This window comes from Parabacteroides sp. MSK.9.14, from assembly GCF_019041495.1.
GTDB classification, from domain to species: domain Bacteria; phylum Bacteroidota; class Bacteroidia; order Bacteroidales; family Tannerellaceae; genus Parabacteroides; species Parabacteroides merdae.
Genome location: NZ_JAHPXO010000016.1, coordinates 71,165 through 88,241, shown reverse-complemented (window position 1 = coordinate 88,241; position 17,077 = coordinate 71,165). Strand labels below are relative to the sequence as shown.

The 17,077-nt window shown below is 46.7% G+C and carries 14 protein-coding genes; 6 read left to right on the top strand and 8 right to left on the bottom strand.

What is annotated here, in order from left to right; all coding sequences use genetic code 11:
- Window positions 1-54: 54 nt before the first annotated feature.
- Window positions 55-456 carry an FKBP-type peptidyl-prolyl cis-trans isomerase gene (locus tag KTG12_RS10390; RefSeq protein WP_005639328.1) on the top strand — a complete coding sequence of 134 codons (402 nt, stop codon included), beginning with the start codon at window positions 55-57 and terminating at the stop codon, window positions 454-456.
- Here KTG12_RS10390 and KTG12_RS10385 read toward each other — a convergent pair.
- Both KTG12_RS10385 and KTG12_RS10380 read right to left on the bottom strand, forming a co-directional pair.
- The gene (locus KTG12_RS10385) at window positions 411-1,805 is read right to left on the bottom strand and encodes an MATE family efflux transporter (RefSeq protein WP_005639330.1); all 1,395 of its coding nucleotides are present in this window, start codon (window positions 1,803-1,805) and stop codon (window positions 411-413) included. The two genes, KTG12_RS10390 and KTG12_RS10385, sit on opposite strands and share 46 nt — an antisense overlap.
- 141 nt (window positions 1,806-1,946) lie before the next feature.
- Window positions 1,947-4,232, bottom strand: a complete 2,286-nt coding sequence (locus KTG12_RS10380; protein ID WP_216945435.1) for an NADP-dependent malic enzyme — start codon at window positions 4,230-4,232, stop codon at window positions 1,947-1,949.
- Window positions 4,233-4,406: 174 nt separating this feature from the next.
- On the opposite strand from KTG12_RS10380, the gene KTG12_RS10375 reads away from it, so the two are divergent.
- Window positions 4,407-4,760: a hypothetical protein gene (locus KTG12_RS10375; RefSeq protein ID WP_005649948.1), complete on the top strand. Its 354-nt coding sequence runs from the start codon at window positions 4,407-4,409 to the stop codon at window positions 4,758-4,760.
- Between the two features lie 246 nt (window positions 4,761-5,006).
- Complete coding sequence (locus KTG12_RS10370) at window positions 5,007-7,310, top strand: TonB-dependent receptor (RefSeq protein ID WP_046452298.1); 2,304 nt, start codon at window positions 5,007-5,009, stop codon at window positions 7,308-7,310.
- Between the two features lie 118 nt (window positions 7,311-7,428).
- Here KTG12_RS10370 and KTG12_RS10365 read toward each other — a convergent pair whose 3' ends face one another.
- The 5 genes from KTG12_RS10365 to KTG12_RS10345 all read right to left on the bottom strand — a co-directional run bounded on the left by KTG12_RS10365 (window position 7,429) and on the right by KTG12_RS10345 (window position 13,696).
- A complete protein-coding gene (locus tag KTG12_RS10365; RefSeq protein ID WP_005639343.1) occupies window positions 7,429-7,611 on the bottom strand; it encodes a hypothetical protein in 183 nt (60 codons plus the stop codon).
- A 256-nt stretch (window positions 7,612-7,867) separates the two neighbouring features.
- Window positions 7,868-8,464, bottom strand: coding sequence for a ribosome biogenesis GTP-binding protein YihA/YsxC (yihA, locus tag KTG12_RS10360; protein WP_005639345.1), 597 nt, complete (start codon window positions 8,462-8,464; stop codon window positions 7,868-7,870).
- A 65-nt stretch (window positions 8,465-8,529) separates the two neighbouring features.
- Window positions 8,530-10,011, bottom strand: a complete 1,482-nt coding sequence (locus KTG12_RS10355) for a sodium:solute symporter (protein WP_022322257.1) — start codon at window positions 10,009-10,011, stop codon at window positions 8,530-8,532.
- 299 nt (window positions 10,012-10,310) lie between these two features.
- Entirely contained in the window at window positions 10,311-11,624 is a 1,314-nt protein-coding gene (locus KTG12_RS10350) for a SpoIID/LytB domain-containing protein (protein WP_022322256.1), read from the bottom strand.
- A gap of 71 nt (window positions 11,625-11,695) precedes the next feature.
- On the bottom strand, window positions 11,696-13,696 hold the full coding sequence (locus KTG12_RS10345) for an OPT family oligopeptide transporter (protein ID WP_138273223.1): 2,001 nt from the start codon (window positions 13,694-13,696) through the stop codon (window positions 11,696-11,698).
- A gap of 259 nt (window positions 13,697-13,955) precedes the next feature.
- Between KTG12_RS10345 and recR the strand changes: the two genes are divergently transcribed.
- Genes recR through KTG12_RS10330 form a run of 3 tightly spaced genes read left to right on the top strand, consistent with a single transcriptional unit; the run spans window position 13,956 to window position 16,377 of the window.
- Entirely contained in the window at window positions 13,956-14,579 is a 624-nt protein-coding gene (gene recR, locus KTG12_RS10340; protein ID WP_005643753.1) for a recombination mediator RecR, read from the top strand.
- Window positions 14,580-14,628: 49 nt separating this feature from the next.
- Window positions 14,629-15,786: a glycosyltransferase family 2 protein gene (locus tag KTG12_RS10335; RefSeq protein WP_122122297.1), complete on the top strand. Its 1,158-nt coding sequence runs from the start codon at window positions 14,629-14,631 to the stop codon at window positions 15,784-15,786.
- A 57-nt stretch (window positions 15,787-15,843) separates the two neighbouring features.
- Entirely contained in the window at window positions 15,844-16,377 is a 534-nt protein-coding gene (locus KTG12_RS10330) for a GNAT family N-acetyltransferase (RefSeq protein WP_022322252.1), read from the top strand.
- 36 nt (window positions 16,378-16,413) lie between these two features.
- On the opposite strand, the gene KTG12_RS10325 is transcribed toward KTG12_RS10330, so the two are convergent.
- Window positions 16,414-17,010: a YqgE/AlgH family protein gene (locus tag KTG12_RS10325; RefSeq protein WP_005643750.1), complete on the bottom strand. Its 597-nt coding sequence runs from the start codon at window positions 17,008-17,010 to the stop codon at window positions 16,414-16,416.
- Window positions 17,011-17,077: the final 67 nt, after the last annotated feature.

Sequence of the window (17,077 nt, the reverse complement as noted above, 5' to 3'; positions counted from 1 at the left end):
ATTTTATACGTGGGATGCTTTGTATCTTTGCCACGAAATGAAATGAGAATAACAATGGGAAAGAAAGAAGAATATAAAGAAAAGAATCTACGGTTTTTAGAAGAGGTGGCTACCGGTGAGGGAGTCGTCAAGCTCCCTTGTGGTGTGTTGTATAAGGAGATAGAGAAAGGGACCGGTGTGGTTTCACCGGAACTGACGGATGTCGTCTCTGTCCATTACCGTGGAACGCTGGCCAACGGACGCGAGTTTGATAATTCCTGGAAACGGGGATGTCCGGAGGCATTCCGCCTCAATCAGGTGATCGAAGGATGGCAGGAAGCGCTCCGGCGGATGCATGTGGGAGACCGTTGGATGATTTATATCCCGTATACATTAGGCTACGGGACACGTACATCCGGTCCGATCCCCGGTTATTCCACACTGCTGTTCGAAGTCGAACTGTTGGGGATTGCATAATTTTCCTTAAGGCTCTTTTTCAGTTTCCGATAGACATATATGAATGCCGGGACGAGGAAGAGGTCTGCTGCTATCCAGGCGGTCGGATCGCCAAAGCAAACAGCTAAGAATCCGAATATCGGTACGGCATAGATACTGACCAGTGTGCGTGCGATCATTTCGGAAACTCCGGAAAGCATCGCCAGATTGGTGTATCCTGCGCCTTGTATGGTGTAGCGCAGGATACAGAGCAGCCCTAAGATCGGAAAGAAATAGCAAGAAACGTGTAGGAAGAGTACCGTGTTTTTAAGTATTTCCGTTTCCGAAGCGTCTACGAACAGCAATGATATCTTGTCGGAGGCCGACATCAGTATTGTAAAAGTGAAGACGGCATAGATCATCATCAGCAGCGAGCTGGCTTTGATCCCCTGCCAGATGCGTTCGGGTTTTCTGGCTCCGTAGTTTTGCCCCGTATAGGTAGCCATCGCTATACCTAAGCTTTCAAAGGCACAGATAAAGAACATCTTGATTCTCATTGCTGCTGTGAATGCGGCTACACAAGCTGTTCCCAAAGCGTTATTGGCACTTTGGAGCAGGATGCTGCCGATTGCCGTAATGGAGAATTGAAGTCCCATAGGTACTCCGATGTATAAAAGATTTTTAGCCAGTGGAAAGCGGAATTTGCGGTCGTCAGCCGTCCCTTTCAGGACTGGAAAATGCTTGTACATATAAAAATAACAGAGAAGTGCCGACACACCTTGTGACACGACGGTGGCGATACCAGCTCCTAACACGCCCCATCCCAACACGAGGATACAGAACAGGTCGAGTACGATGTTCAATACGGTAGAGAACAGCAGGAACCAAAATGGTGTTTTACTATCGCCGAGTGCACGTATGATGCTGGACAGCAAGTTGTAGAAGAACGTACAAGGTACTCCGATAAACGTTACGAGCAGATAATAGTAAGCTCCGTGAAAAATATTTTCCGGAGTCTGCATACTTCTCAGGATATCTGCACAGTATACGCTTGTCAGAACCGCAATGACGATCGACATCAGGGCTGCCAGTTGTAAACTGACCGTCACGTACCGTCGCATTGTCTTGTAGTCTCTCGCCCCGAATTTCTGTGCCACCGGAATCCCGAACCCGCAACAACACCCGTTGCAAAATCCTAAAATCAGGAATACGACCGAAGTGCTTGCCCCGATTGCTGCCAGATCATTGATCCCTAAGAATTTTCCAACGATAGCGGCATCCACAAGCGAGTAGGTTTGTTGCAATATATTTCCAAGCAACAGGGGGAAGGTGAAATTGAGAATAAGCGGCAGGGGAGCACCCTCCGTCATTTCTTTAGTAGTAGTTGCCATAAATGTGATACCTAAACAATTTTGGGAGACAAAGATAGAGAAAAGGATGGGAAGTTGTTCCGATAAGCGTATACAGATAGCAAAAAAATAGCGATGAAACTTCAATGCCTCATCGCTATTTTTTTATTAAGCTTAATCGAGTTATTCTCCTTTTTCGATCTGTTCCTGTACGATCGCATCTACGACAGCGACAGTCGTCAGGTTCAGGATGTCACGCGTAGAACTTTCCACGTCGGTGAAGTGGATCGGTTTGTTCAAACCCATCTGGATCGGGCCGATCGTTTCGCTGATGCCGAGTGTGTCGAGCAACTTGTAAGCACTGTTGGCAGAACTCAGGTTTGGGAAGATCAGCGTGTTGACATCTTTGCCTTTCAACTTGTTGAACGGATACATGTCGTCACGCAGTTTCTTGTCCAGAGCGAAGTTGACCTGCATTTCTCCATCTACCATCATGTCCGGATAGTTTTTGTGCAGATAGTCGATCGCGTCGTGGACCTTCAGCGGGCTACCCTGCTTGTCGGAACCGAAGTTGGAGTAGGACAACATCGCCATAACCGGTTCGTGCGCGAAGAATTTCACAGCATCTTGAGTCAGGCGGGCGATATCGATCAGTACTTCTGTCGACGGATGGCGGTTGATCAGCGTGTCGGCAATAAAGAACGTACCTTTCTTGCAAGTCAGGATATTCAAAGCACCGAAATGTGTGTAAGACGGACGGATACCGATGATCTGCTCTGCCATTTTGGTCACTTCGGAATAGCGGCTGTAAACGCCTGTCACGAAAGCATCGGCATCGCCTGTCGCAACCATCATCATACCGAATGCGTTGCGGTCGACCATCTTTTCGCAGGCTTCCGCATACGTGACACCTTCGCGGGCTTTCTTCTCAGACAGGATCTTGGCATAACGATGGCGGCGTTCTGTCTCGCGGTCGTGACGAAGGTTGACGATTTCGATCCCTTCGAGGCTGATATTTTCTTCGGCTGCGATCTTTTGCAGGCGTTCTTCGTTGCCTAAAAGGATAGGGATGCAGATACCTTCGGCTTTCGCTTCGGCAGCGGCTTTCAGCATATTGCCGTGGTTGGCTTCTGCAAATACCACCCGTTTCGGGTTGGCTTTAGCCATATCGGTGAACGAACGGAGCAGCTTGTTGTCATATCCCATCATTTCGCGCAAGTGGTTGGCATATCCTTCCCAGTCGGTGATCGTCCGGCGGGATACGCCCGAGTCAATGGCTGCTTTGGCAACGGCACAGGAGACACGAGTCAGGAGTCGCGGGTCGAGCGCTTTCGGCAGGATGTAATCGCGTCCGAAAGTCGTCCGTTTCAGTTTGTAGGCAGCATTCACGACGTCGGGAACCGGTTCTTTGGCAAGTCCGGCGATTGCGTAAACGGCTGCTAATTTCATCTCTTCGTTGATTGCTTTGGCGTGTGTGTCCAATGCGCCGCGGAAAATATAAGGGAATCCTAATACATTATTGATCTGGTTCGGATAGTCGGAACGGCCTGTGGCAAAAATAATATCGTCGCGTGAGGCCATTGCATCGGCATACGAGATTTCCGGATTCGGGTTGGCCAAAGCGAACACGATCGGGTTCGTATTCATGGAGCGGACCATATCTTGAGTCAACACATTGGCGACCGATAATCCTAAGAACACGTCAGCTCCGACGACGGCTTCCGTCAATGTCTTGATGTCGCGGTCGGTAGCGAAGAATTTCTTGGATTCGTTCAAGTCCGTGCGATGTGTGGAGATAACCCCTTTGCTGTCGCACATGATGATGTTTTCCTTCCTTGCCCCCAACATTATATATAGTTTCGTGCAAGAGATGGAAGCGGCTCCGGCGCCATTCAACACGATCTTCACGTCCTCGATCTTCTTCCCTGCGATCTCCAGCGCGTTGATCAAGCCTGCGCCGGAGATGATAGCTGTCCCGTGCTGGTCGTCGTGCATGACTGGAATATCCAGTTCTTCTTTCAGGCGTGTTTCGATCTTGAAACATTCGGGAGCTTTGATATCTTCAAGGTTGATGCCTCCGAAAGTGGGTGCGATGGCCTTTACCGTTTCGATAAATTTGTCAGGGTCTTTCTCGTTCACTTCGATATCGAATACGTCGATACCTGCAAAGATCTTGAACAACAGTCCTTTCCCTTCCATCACCGGCTTGCCGGCCAACGGACCGATATCTCCTAATCCTAATACGGCGGTACCATTCGAAATAACGGCAACCAAGTTTCCTTTAGAAGTATATTTGTAAGCATCCAACGGATTCTTTTCGATTTCCAGACAGGGTTCGGCAACGCCGGGCGAATAAGCCAGCGACAAATCCATCTGGGTACTATAGGGCTTGGTGGGAACGACTTCTATCTTTCCCGGCTTGCCTTCCGCATGATAGCGAAGTGCTTCTTCTTTAGTGATCTTAGCCATAGATTATTTTATAGTTTTTAATTTGTTGTTTGTCTTTCGAAAATTGCACACAAAAGTAACAAATTATTATGAATATGGTGTCGGTCGCTTACATTTAGTTGCTCGAATTTTGTGTGTTTGCTGGTCTCGGCTATTTGTTTTATCTTCGCACCTTTAATTTAATAGGGGGGGAATGTGAAACAGACAATGGCTAAATATATGAAATGGCTGCTGCCGGCACTTTTTATAGTGTACTACAGTAGTATTTCTTTATTTATGCACGTCCATGTCGAGAATGGCACGACGATTGTCCATTCGCATCCATTCGAGAGAGCGGCAGACGGCACCTACCATCATCACTCGTCTCTTTCGGAAATCCAGTTGTTCCATTTGCTGACGACTGTTCATGTGCAGGATGGAGCCATCCATTCGCTGCTTCTACAAATTTATGTTACACCGAATTATAAAATAATTGATAATCCGGTCTATCCGGATTATTTGGTCCCTGTCTTAGGGAAACTGTCTCTCCGCGCTCCTCCTTTTGTCTGATAAAATAGCGTCTGTCCGTTAGTGGAGTATCAAAAAGCTTTCACCTTCTGAAAGATAGTAAAAATAAAGTTTCAGTTTGTTTCATATAGGTGAAACTTTATTTTCCCTGGTAGGAAACTTTATTTTCCATTGCATGAAACAAAATTTTCGTGCAATGGAAACAGCTGTTGTCTGCAAGGCTTTCCAGCGGCAGATGCATAAGGTGTGTATTTGTTTTTTAATCATTATTTTATCAAAACAAACGAAATGAATAAAATTATTATACTTATACTGTGTCTGTGCTGTGCCTTTACGATCGCGCGGGCGGAGGAGGGTCCTGCCTTGAATCCATCGGACGCGAACATTGTCGGTCATGTGGTGGACCGGAAAACCGGCGAACATTTGTCCTTTATTACGATCTTTTTGAAAGGGACGACTATCGGGACTTCGACTGACGGCACGGGGCATTATTATCTGAAGAACCTGCCGGAAGGAGAGTTTACGGTCGTGATGAAGACGATGGGCTATAAAACGATCGAGACGCCCGTGATGTTGAAAAAAGGTAGGACGCTGGAAATTAACTTTGAGGTGGAAGAAGAAGCCTTGTCTTTGGATGGAGTCGTGGTTTCGGCCAACCGGAACGAGACGACTCGGCGTATGGCTCCGTCGCTTGTGAACGTGCTGGATTCGAAAATGTTCGAGACGACGCATGCCACTTCGCTTGCCGACGGGCTGAACTTCCAGCCGGGCGTGCGGGTGGAAAACAATTGCCAGAACTGCGGTTTCCAACAGGTGCGTATCAATGGACTGGAAGGTCCTTACACGCAGATATTGGTGGATAGTCGTCCCATATTCAGTGCACTGACGGGTGTGTACGGCCTCGAACAGATTCCGGCCAATATGATCGAGCGTGTCGAGATCATGCGTGGTGGCGGTTCCGCTCTTTTTGGTTCTTCGGCGATTGCAGGTACGATCAATATCATTACAAAAGAGCCTTTGCGCAACTCAGCCCAGATTGCCCATTCGCTGACGATGATCGGAGGAAGTCGCCCGGACAATAACACGACCTTGAATGCTTCTTTGGTGACAGACGACCATAAAGCCGGCGTCTATCTTTTCGGGCAGAGCCGTCATCGTTCAGCTTACGATCATGACGGAGACGGCTTCTCCGAACTTGGCCAGTTGGAAGCCCGAACAGTCGGTTTCCGTTCTTATCTGAAGACAAGCACCTATTCTAAACTGGGTTTCGAATATCATAATATAAGCGAATATCGTCGTGGTGGCGACCAGATTAACCGACCGCCTCATGAAGCGTGGGTGGCAGAACAGACAGATCACAGTATCAATGGCGGTGGTCTGAAGTTCGATCTGTTCTCCAAAGATTATAAACATCGCCTGAACGTCTATACTTCTGCGCAGCATACGAACCGGAAGAGTTATTACGGGACTAATCGTAATCCGGATGCATACGGGCATACGACGGACATGACGATTGTTGCCGGTTCGCAGTATTCCTATTCGGTTGATAAATGTTTGTTTATGCCAGCAGAATTTACCGGCGGCCTGGAATATAATTTTGACGAGCTAAAGGACGAAATGTTAGGATATAATCGTATCGTGGACCAGACGGTTCATATCGGTAGCCTGTTTTTGCAGAACGAGTGGAAGAATGAGAAATGGAGCTTTCTGATCGGCGGTCGTTTCGACAAACATAATCTGATCGATCATCTGATCTTTAGTCCGCGTGCGAATGTCCGTTTCAATCCGACCGAGGACATCAATCTTCGTTTATCTTATTCGAGCGGTTTCCGTGCTCCGCAGGCGTTTGACGAAGATTTGCATGTGGCGGCCGTCGGTGGTGAAGTGGCGATTATCCAGCTTGCTGAGGACTTGAAAGAGGAGAAGTCCAAGAGTATCAGTGCCTCGGCAGATTTCTATCATCGTTTCGGTCCGGTTCAGTTGAACCTGTTGGTGGAAGGTTTTTATACGGATCTGAGCGATGTGTTCTTCTTGCAAGAAAAAGGGCATGACGATCAGGGAAACCTGATTATGGAACGTCGCAATAAGGATGGAGCCCGCGTGATGGGAGTCAATTTGGAAGGAAAGATGGCGTATGCCTGGCTGCAACTTCAGGCGGGTGCCACCATCCAGCGCAGCCGTTATAAAGAAGCCGTTACTTGGAGTGAGACAAACCCGGATCTGCCGGCACAGAAAAAAATGTTCCGTACGCCGGATGTGTACGGTTATTTTACCTCCACCTTTACTCCGGTCAAACGTCTGGCTATTTCTTTCACTGGTACTTATACGGGAACCATGCTGGTTCAACATCTGGCCGGCTATATTCCGGAAGACCGGGAAGAGAAAACGCCTGATTTCTTTGATTTGAATATGAAGGTCGCTTACGACTTTCCTTTGTATAAATCGGTGACTTTGCAGGTGAATGCCGGAGTACAAAACATATTCGAGGCCTATCAGAGTGATTTCGATCAAGGCAAGGACCGTGACTCCAAATATATCTACGGTCCCGGAATGCCGCGCAGTTATTTTGTGGGGTGTAAAATCAGCTATTAAACGGTGAAAAAAGAAAAGTCCGGTAAGGGTTTGGTGTCTTTACCGGACTTTTTTATTTCGATCATTTGTCAGAATCCCGTTGACGAATTTGTCCGCTGTATTTATTCCTATATTTTTCTTATGCCAGGCATAGATTGCTCGTGCTTCTTTTCTTGCTGTCCGATTCCATCTTTCCTCGTTGGAGATCGTGGATAAGCCTTTTGACATTCTTTTTTACCTTGGCAAAACTTTTGTTGTCAAGACCGGTAATTGGGTTGAACAGCCCGAGACGTTCTCCTTGTAAATTCAATGTATTATTCATATTTTTATTTATTTAGGTTTTGTAATGTTCAAAAATGTAGCTCTTTTTCAGCAGGAAAGAAATTATTTCATAGCAAATTGACTTGATGGGACCGTTAAAGCGTGGAGATAGTAGTACGGTGGCTGGTCAACTGTACTCAGCGGGGTGTTGCCCCCTCGAAGCTGGTATAGCTATGCCGGCTTCGGTAAAGTTGTTGGCGATTTCCATACCACCCGTACCTCTTATCACCCCAAGTTGCGATTGAGCGTTCTAAATTCTATAGACTTTTATTGATCTCGTCGATGTAATTAAGGATTTTATCCCTTCCTTCTTTCTTCTCGGAAGAGGAGAGGAGGATGGGGGGAAGTTCTTCCCATGATTCTAATAATTTCGTCTGGTAGACTTTCAGGTTTTCCTGCAAACGACCTTTACTGATTTTGTCGATCTTTGTGAAGATGAGAGAAAAGGGGATTTCGTTTTCCCCGAGCCATTCCATAAACTCCAAGTCGATCTTTTGCGGTTCGTGGCGACAGTCGATCAGGACAAACAGATTCGTGAGTTGTTCGCGTTCCAAGATATAATCTTCGATGATCCGTTGGATATTTTCGCGTCCCTCTTTTCCCCGCTGGGCAAAACCATAGCCAGGGAGATCGACCAAATACCATTGTCCGTTGATGAGGAAATGGTTGATAAGCAACGTTTTTCCTGGTTTCTGCGAGGTCATGGCAAGCCCTTTTTTTCCAGTTAGCATATTAATAAGGGAGGATTTGCCAACATTGCTACGCCCGATAAAAGCGTATTCCGGCAGGTCACCTGTGGGACATTTTTTTACGTTTGTGTTACTGATAACAAATTCTGCACTTTTGATTTCCATTGAAACGGTGTTTTAAATAGACAATTGACAATAGACAATTGAATGTCTCTTGCCATCGTCGCTTGTCATGTGTTAATACTCTTTTTTCTAATTGTCAATTGTCCATTGCCAATTGAACTAAGCCACAATCCCCCAAACGTGATAGCTCCGTTTAGCATCAACATCTCATAGCCGAAAGCATATCCCGTATGCTGTTTCACTAAATAATCTGTCAGGAAACAGAGCAAAGGAGAGACGATACAAATGTAAGGAACAAATTTGTCACGAGGATGTTTTTTTGTAAATAACCCGAATACAAAAAGGCCGAGTAGCGGACCGTATGTATAGGACGCGATCATATAAATGGCATCGATCACGCTCCGGTTATTGATTGCCTTAAATGCAAGTATGATGATAGCAAAAAGGATGGAGATCATTAAATGGACTACCAATCGGGTACGTTTGGCAGATTGTGCCTTTTCCTTTTCGACCCCTAAAATGTCAATGCAGAAAGAGGTCGTAAGGGCTGTCAAGGCAGAATCTGCACTGCTGAACGCTGCCGTGATGATACCGATTGTGAAGAAGATCAGGATCGAATGTCCCAATATGCCGGAGGTGCAGAACATTGGGAGGATATCGTCGTTCAATGCGGGCAGTTCGATCTGTTGCTGCGATGCAAGCGTCAGCAATAGGACGCCAAGCGAAAGGAACAAGAAATTAACCGGTGTGAAAGCAAAGCCATAAGTGTACATATTCTTTTGTGCGTCTTTCAAACTCTTGCAGGAAAGGTTTTTCTGCATCATGTCTTGATCGAGGCCAGTCATTACGATGGTGATAAAGATGCCGCTAAAAAACTGTTTCATGAAATGTTGTGTGCTGTGCCAGTCTCCGAACTCGAAGATACGGAAGTGCTGGCTGGCTTGCAAGGTCTGCACCATGCCTGCAAAATCCAGTTGCATCTTGTCTTTCACCTGCCAGATAATTACGATTAGCATGGCGACTAGGCATAAAGCCTGAAGTGTGTCTGTCCAGATGATTGTTTTGATACCACCCCGATAGGTGTAGAGCCAGACTAGGAAAATACTGATAACGACTGTTACGGCGAAAGATATGTTCCAGTACGCGAAAACATAATGTTGCAGGATCAACACAACTAAATAGAGCCTCGCCGCCGCCCCTACGATCTTGGACAGAAGGAAAAAGGAAGCCCCTGTTTTATAACTATGCTGCCCGATCCGGTCATCCAAATACGAATAGATGGAAGTTAGTTGCAGCTTATAATAAAGTGGTAGTAACACTTTGGCAATCAGTATATATCCAAAAAAGAACCCTAAAACCGTCTGCATATAGGTCATGTCTATGCTGCGTACCATCCCCGGAACAGAAACGAATGTGACACCTGAAAGCGATGTCCCGACCATTCCGATTGATACGATGTACCAAGGTGATTTACGGTTACCAAGGAAAAACGCTTCATTGCTTGAGCTCTTCCGCCCTGTGATCCAGGCAATCAGTAGAAGGATTCCGAAATAAGCGACTATAATAAAGAGGATGATATAGCTATTCATGATTTGTTCTTAATTTTAGGCAAAGATGCGGATAAAAAATGAAAACGATCTGTAATATTTCTCGATTCATCGGTGAAATTTTTGTTTTCGTAGGAAAATTTGGGCTTTTTGTATATTTTGTTTTGCGTATGTTATTAATTTCTTGTTCCTTTGTATCAGCTGGAGCTCGGGAGAGTCAAGGCGACCGGTTTACAAAACCGGAGACAAATAGGTAAACACAATAAAGAAAAGGCTGCGATCTTCGGATATGCAGCCTTTTTGATTTATGTGTCGATGATAAATCATAAATCTGAAATCCCTCAATATCGTTTTTCAATAGAAGCTCCAGAAAAGTAATGGGAGAGAATCTGCCGGTAATCATATCCTTCGCCTGCCATCATGGCGGCCCCGATCTGGCATAGCCCTACGCCATGTCCCCAACCGGCGCCGGTCAGGACGAAACGTCCGGGGATATCGAATTGTATATCTTCTTTGTCCACGACAAAAGCCGAGCTGTACAGATGTGTTTCGGACAAGGTCCGGCGTATCTCCAATTCTTTGCCGATGGTAAAGGTCCGATGTGTCCCGACAATCTTCAGCATTTCAATACGGCCGGAAGTTCCTCGGTTGACGGGAACCAAATCCAGAATCTGACCGAAATCAATACCGCTTTTACGATGGATCAGTTCGGCTAATTCTTCCTGCTTGTAGAATACTTTCCAGCGATAAAAATCTGTCGTCTCCTGATCGTAGTTGTTCAACACTTGGCAGAGGATCTTTTTGTCGGCTGTATTGCAAAAAGCGTTAGGAGCAGAGTGAATCCATTTCCGGGCCTCTTCTTCCTGAGTGAGGTCCGGAAAAGTTGTTTCCCGACTGTCCCTCAATGCTGTCAGGTAAGAATGGGGGATCGGTTCCCAGCAATGTTCGAACTGTTCCGTCACACCTCCGCAACATTTGGAAAAGCGGGCATCGCAGATCGTTTCGCCATTCACCAGTATTTCTCCCTTTGTTTCGTGGATCACCTCTTGGACGATCGGGTTGGAAGCACGGGTAATTCCTTGGTAGCGCTGACAATGGTCGTCGGCACAGACATCGAAAATGTTATGGTCTTCGCGGTCGTACCAGCGTATCAGTTGCTCGTTATCTCGGTAACAGTTTTGCTGCTTCTCCTCTTTCCTTCCCAGGCGGAAGTTCTTTTCGATCTGTGCGAGCAGCCAGCTGCGTGAAATGACGGCATGTGCCTTTAACAGTTCCTTCGAAGCCTGCGCGCTCATTTCTGAAGAAATGACGCTGGTCAGATATTCTTCCACATCCACTTGGTTGATGACTACAATTCCATTTTCGCCAGTCACCAGGTTGAAAGCCCCTTTGAAACATTGGTCTTCTTGCCGTTGCCAATGGAAGTTACGGCCTATGGTGACTGCCTTCAATTCGAAAGACGAGGAAGGGGAAGCCGGTTCAAAGAATATTTCTTTAAACAACCTCCCGTTGTAAACGATATTGCCGTTTACAAATAACGCGCGTTGTTCCCCAGTCAGGAACTTTCCGGTTTCCGTATGTACATACTCTCCATGAAATACAAACGAAACGGCCTTTTCCGTCATAATGCCGACGTTGACTACTGGTGCTTCCAATGCTTTTATGATTTATGATTTCAGATTTATGATTTATCATCGACGCATAATTCATAAATCTGAAATTATTATTATTTTTCTTCCTTTGCTTTTAACGAACTAATTGCCAAGTAGGCGATTAGCAGGATGTACATCACGATGGCCAGTACCCCGGCTGAATTACTTTCCATCCATTTGATATCGACTAGGTTGATGCCGGCGAAACGCATGGCTGCGCTGACGACTCCCATCAAGGCTCCGCCTGCGATGAAACCGGATGCCAGCAGAGTTCCTTTTTCCAGACGTACACTGTTCAGAGCTTGGTCTTTGCTACGGCTTCCTACATACCAGCTGATGGCGCCTCCGATCAGCAACGGCGTGTTCAACTCCAGCGGAATGAACATGCCTAATGCAAATGCCAATGCCGGAATTTTACAGAAGTTTAGGATGATGGCCAGTACGGCTCCTATGGCATACAGTGCCCAGGGAGCACCCGAGCCGCTCATCAATGGCTCGATAACCGCCGCCATTGCATTGGCTTGCGGAGCGGCGAGTTGCCCGCTTGTGAAACCGTATGTCTGATTCAGGATCAGGATTACACCGCCTACAGTTGCTGCCGATACCAGGGTTCCGAGGAATTTCCAACTTTCCTGCTTGGCTGGTGTGCTGCCGATCCAATATCCGATCTTCAGATCTGTGATAAAACCGCCGGCCATGGAAAGCGCCGTACATACCACACCTCCTATAATCAGTGCCGATACCATGCCGGCTGTCCCTTTCAGCCCGACGGCAACCAGAATAATAGATGCCAAGATCAAGGTCATCAATGTCATGCCTGATACGGGATTGGTCCCGACGATGGCAATCGCATTGGCGGCAACGGTTGTGAAAAGGAAAGCGATTATACCGACGATCAACAGCCCGATCAACGCGTAGTACCAGTTGTCCAGCACGCCGAAGTGAAAAAACAGGTACGTCACGATCAACGTTGCGAAGATGCCGATAGCGATCACTTTCATCGAAAGGTCTTTCTGTGTACGGATCTCTTCCGTTTGCACGATTCCCGTTTTTCCTTTCAGCTCTTTGGCTGCCAACCCTACGGCTCCTTTGATGATCCCCCATGAATTGATGATCCCGATCACACCGGCAGTCGCAATGCCTCCGATACCGATGTGGCGGGCGTAGGTGGTGAAAATCTCTTCCGCACTCATGCTTCCTACCGTCTGCGTAATGGCGTCATTGCCGAATGTCAGTACTTCGGAGCCGAAAATGGCAGACATCAACGGGATGATTACCAACCATACTAGGAATGAGCCGGCACAGATAATGGCCGAATATTTCAATCCGATGATATAGCCCAAACCCAACACTGCTGCACCGGTATTCACCTTGAACACGACTTTTGCCTTGTCAGCCAGCATCTCGCCGACACCGACGATGCGCGTGCTGACTGTCTCGCTCCACCAGCCGAAAGTCGCGATGATGAAGTCGTACAGACCTCCGACCAGACCCGCATAGATAAGCGGCTTTGCCTGGTTGCCTCCCTTCTCGCCGGACACCAATACCTGTGTGGTGGCAGTCGCTTCCGGGAATGGATATTTGCCGTGCATGGTCGATACGAAATACTTCCGGAACGGGATCAGGAGCAGGATACCGAGGATGCCGCCCAAGAGCGAACTCATGAATACTTCGAAGAAATTGATCGTGATCTCTGGATACTTGTCCTGCAAGATGTAAAGGGCGGGCAGCGTAAATATGGCGCCTGCCACGATCACGCCGCTGTTTGCCCCGATGGACTGGATAATGACATTTTCGCCCAGCGCGTTTTTACGTTTGAACCCGCTGGATAATCCGACTGCTATGATCGCGATCGGGATGGCGGCTTCGAATACCTGTCCAACTTTCAGTCCGAGGAAAGCCGCTGCCGCACTGAACAGGACGGCCATGACGAGTCCCCAGAATACGGACCAAGGGGTTACTTCCCGATACTGTTTGTCGGGTGATAGGATGGGTTTATATACCTCACCTTCTTTCAGTTCTCTGTAGGCGTTTTCCGGTAGCCCGCTCACCTTTTCTTCATCTTCTTTCTTCACGGTGTTTATATTTAGTTAGAATTATCGGATATATCATCGCAAAGCTACATTATTTCTTGGTAAGAAACAAGTGCATTGTTTATGAGGAAGTAGCTGCCGGTATAGGAACATTTGACGGTAGAATTTCATCTTATAAGTTGTCCGCTTGGTGGCGGACGATCGTTTGCCATTAAGCGGACAACTTATGCAATATAGAGAAAAAGCCAATATATAAGGGAGATTTTACTTATCTTTGCGGTGGAAGAAGATAAACAAACGAATGAATCAAAAATATCCATCAGTCTTATTGGAAAATGCAGTGAACGAATTGTCGTCATTGCCGGGAGTGGGGCGGAAAACAGCACTCAGGCTGGCGCTCCATATGCTTCGCCGTGATGTCGGTTACACGGAAGGGTTTGCGTCCGCGCTGTTGGCACTTCGTCGTGATGTCAAATATTGTAAGGTCTGCCATAATATATGCGACGATGACGTGTGTGCTATCTGTGTCGACTGCCAGCGTGATCATTCTACGATCTGCGTGGTCGAGAATATCAAGGAAGTGATGGCGATCGAAAACACGGGGCAGTTCCGCGGTGTTTATCATGTCTTGGGCGGTATTATTTCGCCGATGGACGGGATAGGTCCAGGTGATTTGCAGATCGACAGCTTGGTACAGCGGGTTGCCGGAGGAGAAGTGAAGGAAGTCGTTCTGGCACTCAGTACGACGATGGAGGGCGACACGACGAATTTTTTCATCTACCGCAAGCTTTCTTCCTATGATGTGAAGATATCGGTCATCGCCCGCGGTGTCTCTATTGGCGACGAAATCGAATATGCCGATGAGATAACGTTGGGGCGTTCCATCGTGAACCGCACCAGCTTCAACGACTCCATCAAACTATAACAGAGTTATAATTTAAGATTTACGCAGCATTGATAAATCATAAATCCCCATGAAACTCTCAATTATAATTGTTAACTACAACGTAAAATATTTTCTCGAACAGTGTCTCTGTTCCGTGCGTGCTGCCATAGCAGGGATGGAGGCGGAAGTACTGGTTGTCGATAATCATTCGGCCGACGGTTCGGTCGAATATCTTCGCCCGCGTTTTCCGGAAGTCACTTTTATCGAGAATAAGGATAATCCGGGGTTTGCCAAAGCGAATAACCAGGCGATCCGGATCAGTAGCGGAGAATATGTCCTTCTGCTGAACCCCGATACTGTGATAGGCGAAGAAAGCGTGCGTTCTCTTTGTTTCTTTATGGACGAACACCCGGAGGCGGGAGGAATCGGGGTGAAGATGTTGGACGGGCACGGTGTTTTCTTGGCGGAGAGTAAACGGAGTTTTCCCTCTCCTTGGGTGTCTTTTTGCAAGATATTCGGATTGTCGAAATTGTTTCCTTCTTCACGCCTGTTTGCCCGTTACAGCCTGCCGTATTTGAATAAGGAGAAGCAGCATAAGGTCGAAGTTCTGGCGGGCGCTTTCATGTTTCTTCGCCGTAAGGCGTTAGATAAAGTGGGACTGTTGGATGAGTCTTTCTTTATGTATGGCGAAGATATCGATCTGTCTTACCGGATCGTGCAGGGAGGCTATGTGAATTATTATATTCCTGAACGTATCCTTCATTATAAAGGAGAGAGCACGAAGCATGGCGATATCAAATATGTGAAAGCCTTTTATGGGGCCATGCTGATATTCTACCGGAAATATTATCCGCATTCCGGTTGGCTGATGAGCATGCTCATCCGTTTGGCTGTTCTGTTGAAAGCATCCCTTTCCGTTGCCGGCGGTATGTTGGGGTTGAAACGAAAACCCCGGGCGAAACATCGTCGCCTACTGGTGCTTTGTCGGGAAGAAGAGTTTGAAAAGGTGAAAGCAGCCTGTGTGAAACGGATGCCAGATCTGGAATATGTCAATCTTTGGAATCTGAATGAAGAGCGTGTGATGGATGCTATCTGTCGTCGCAATCAGATGAAGCGCTTTACCGATTTGGTATTCTGCTACCCGGATGCCCGTTTCGAGCAGATGCTCTTATTGATGGACAAGGTGGCCGATAAAAGGATCAACTATCATATAGTTATTAATGGAGAATTGATAATTGACAATTGAAAATTGCGTTGAGCGATTTCTTATTGTTAATTGTCAATTGTTAATTGTTAATAAAAAATGAACTTACTTCAAAACAAGACAGTCTGCCTTCGCGCCCCGGAACCGGAAGATTTGGAATTGCTCTATTCGTGGGAAAATAATCCCGAATGGTGGGAGATTGGGAACACGTTGGCGCCTTATTCCCGCTATCTGTTGAAAGAATATATAGCAGAATCTCACCGGGGTATATTTGATTTGAAGCAATTGCGCCTGATGATCGACCTTTGTTCCACGGGCGCAACGGTCGGTATGCTGGATTTGTATGATTTCGATCCGCATCATCGCAGGGCGGGAGTCGGCATACTGGTCGATCCGCTTTACCAGAAGAACGGACTGGCGACAGAAGCGCTGGAGTTATTGGCCGAATATGCTTTTTCTTATTTGAAGTTGCATCAACTCTTTGTGCATATCCCGATAGGTAACGAACCCAGCAAAGCCCTTTTTGCCCGTTGCGGCTTTACCGTGACAGGTATACTGACAGACTGGATAACGACTAAAAATGGTTATTCGGACGTCTTGACGATGCAGAAAATCAATGAGAGGAATTTGTGATTTATAATTTATTATCGACATGTAAATCATAAATCTCTAGTTCAGCGAGGGTTCTTTCGGGTATTTGGTCCACGTTTCATATTGGCTTCCGAGCGATTCGAGCGATTTTTTCCAGAAGCCTTCACCTTCGGCAAGTAGCACATTCCGGTTGGATGCATGACTTACGACCCATGAATTTTGATCTATTTCATTGTGCAGTTGTCCTTCCTGCCACCCGGAGTAGCCTAAGAAAAATTTCACTTTCCCGTCGACAGAGTGTCCGTTCTGGATATAATGTATCAATGCGCTGAAATCGCCGTCGAAATAGAGGTGGTCGTTTATCTTAAGGGAGTTAGGGATGATTAGATCTCCTAAAGAATGAATGAAGAACAGGCGGTTGGCACTGACTGGACCGCCTAAATAGATCGGCATTTCCGGAAATCCCTGTAAATCGGCAAAAAAGGTGTTGACTGATAGCTCTGTTTTCTTGTTTAATACAAAGCCCATCGAACCCTCCTGAGTATGTTCTACCAATAGTACGACGGAACGTTGGAAGTAGGCGTCTTGTAAAAAAGGTTCTGATATCAAGATGCTTCCTTGGGCCGGAAGCACGTCATTATGAGTTATCTTGAATATGTTGTTATACATTGCCATGACAGAGGATACTTGCTGGTTAATAAAACAGCGACAATATATAGCTTTTGGTTTAAACAAACAAATG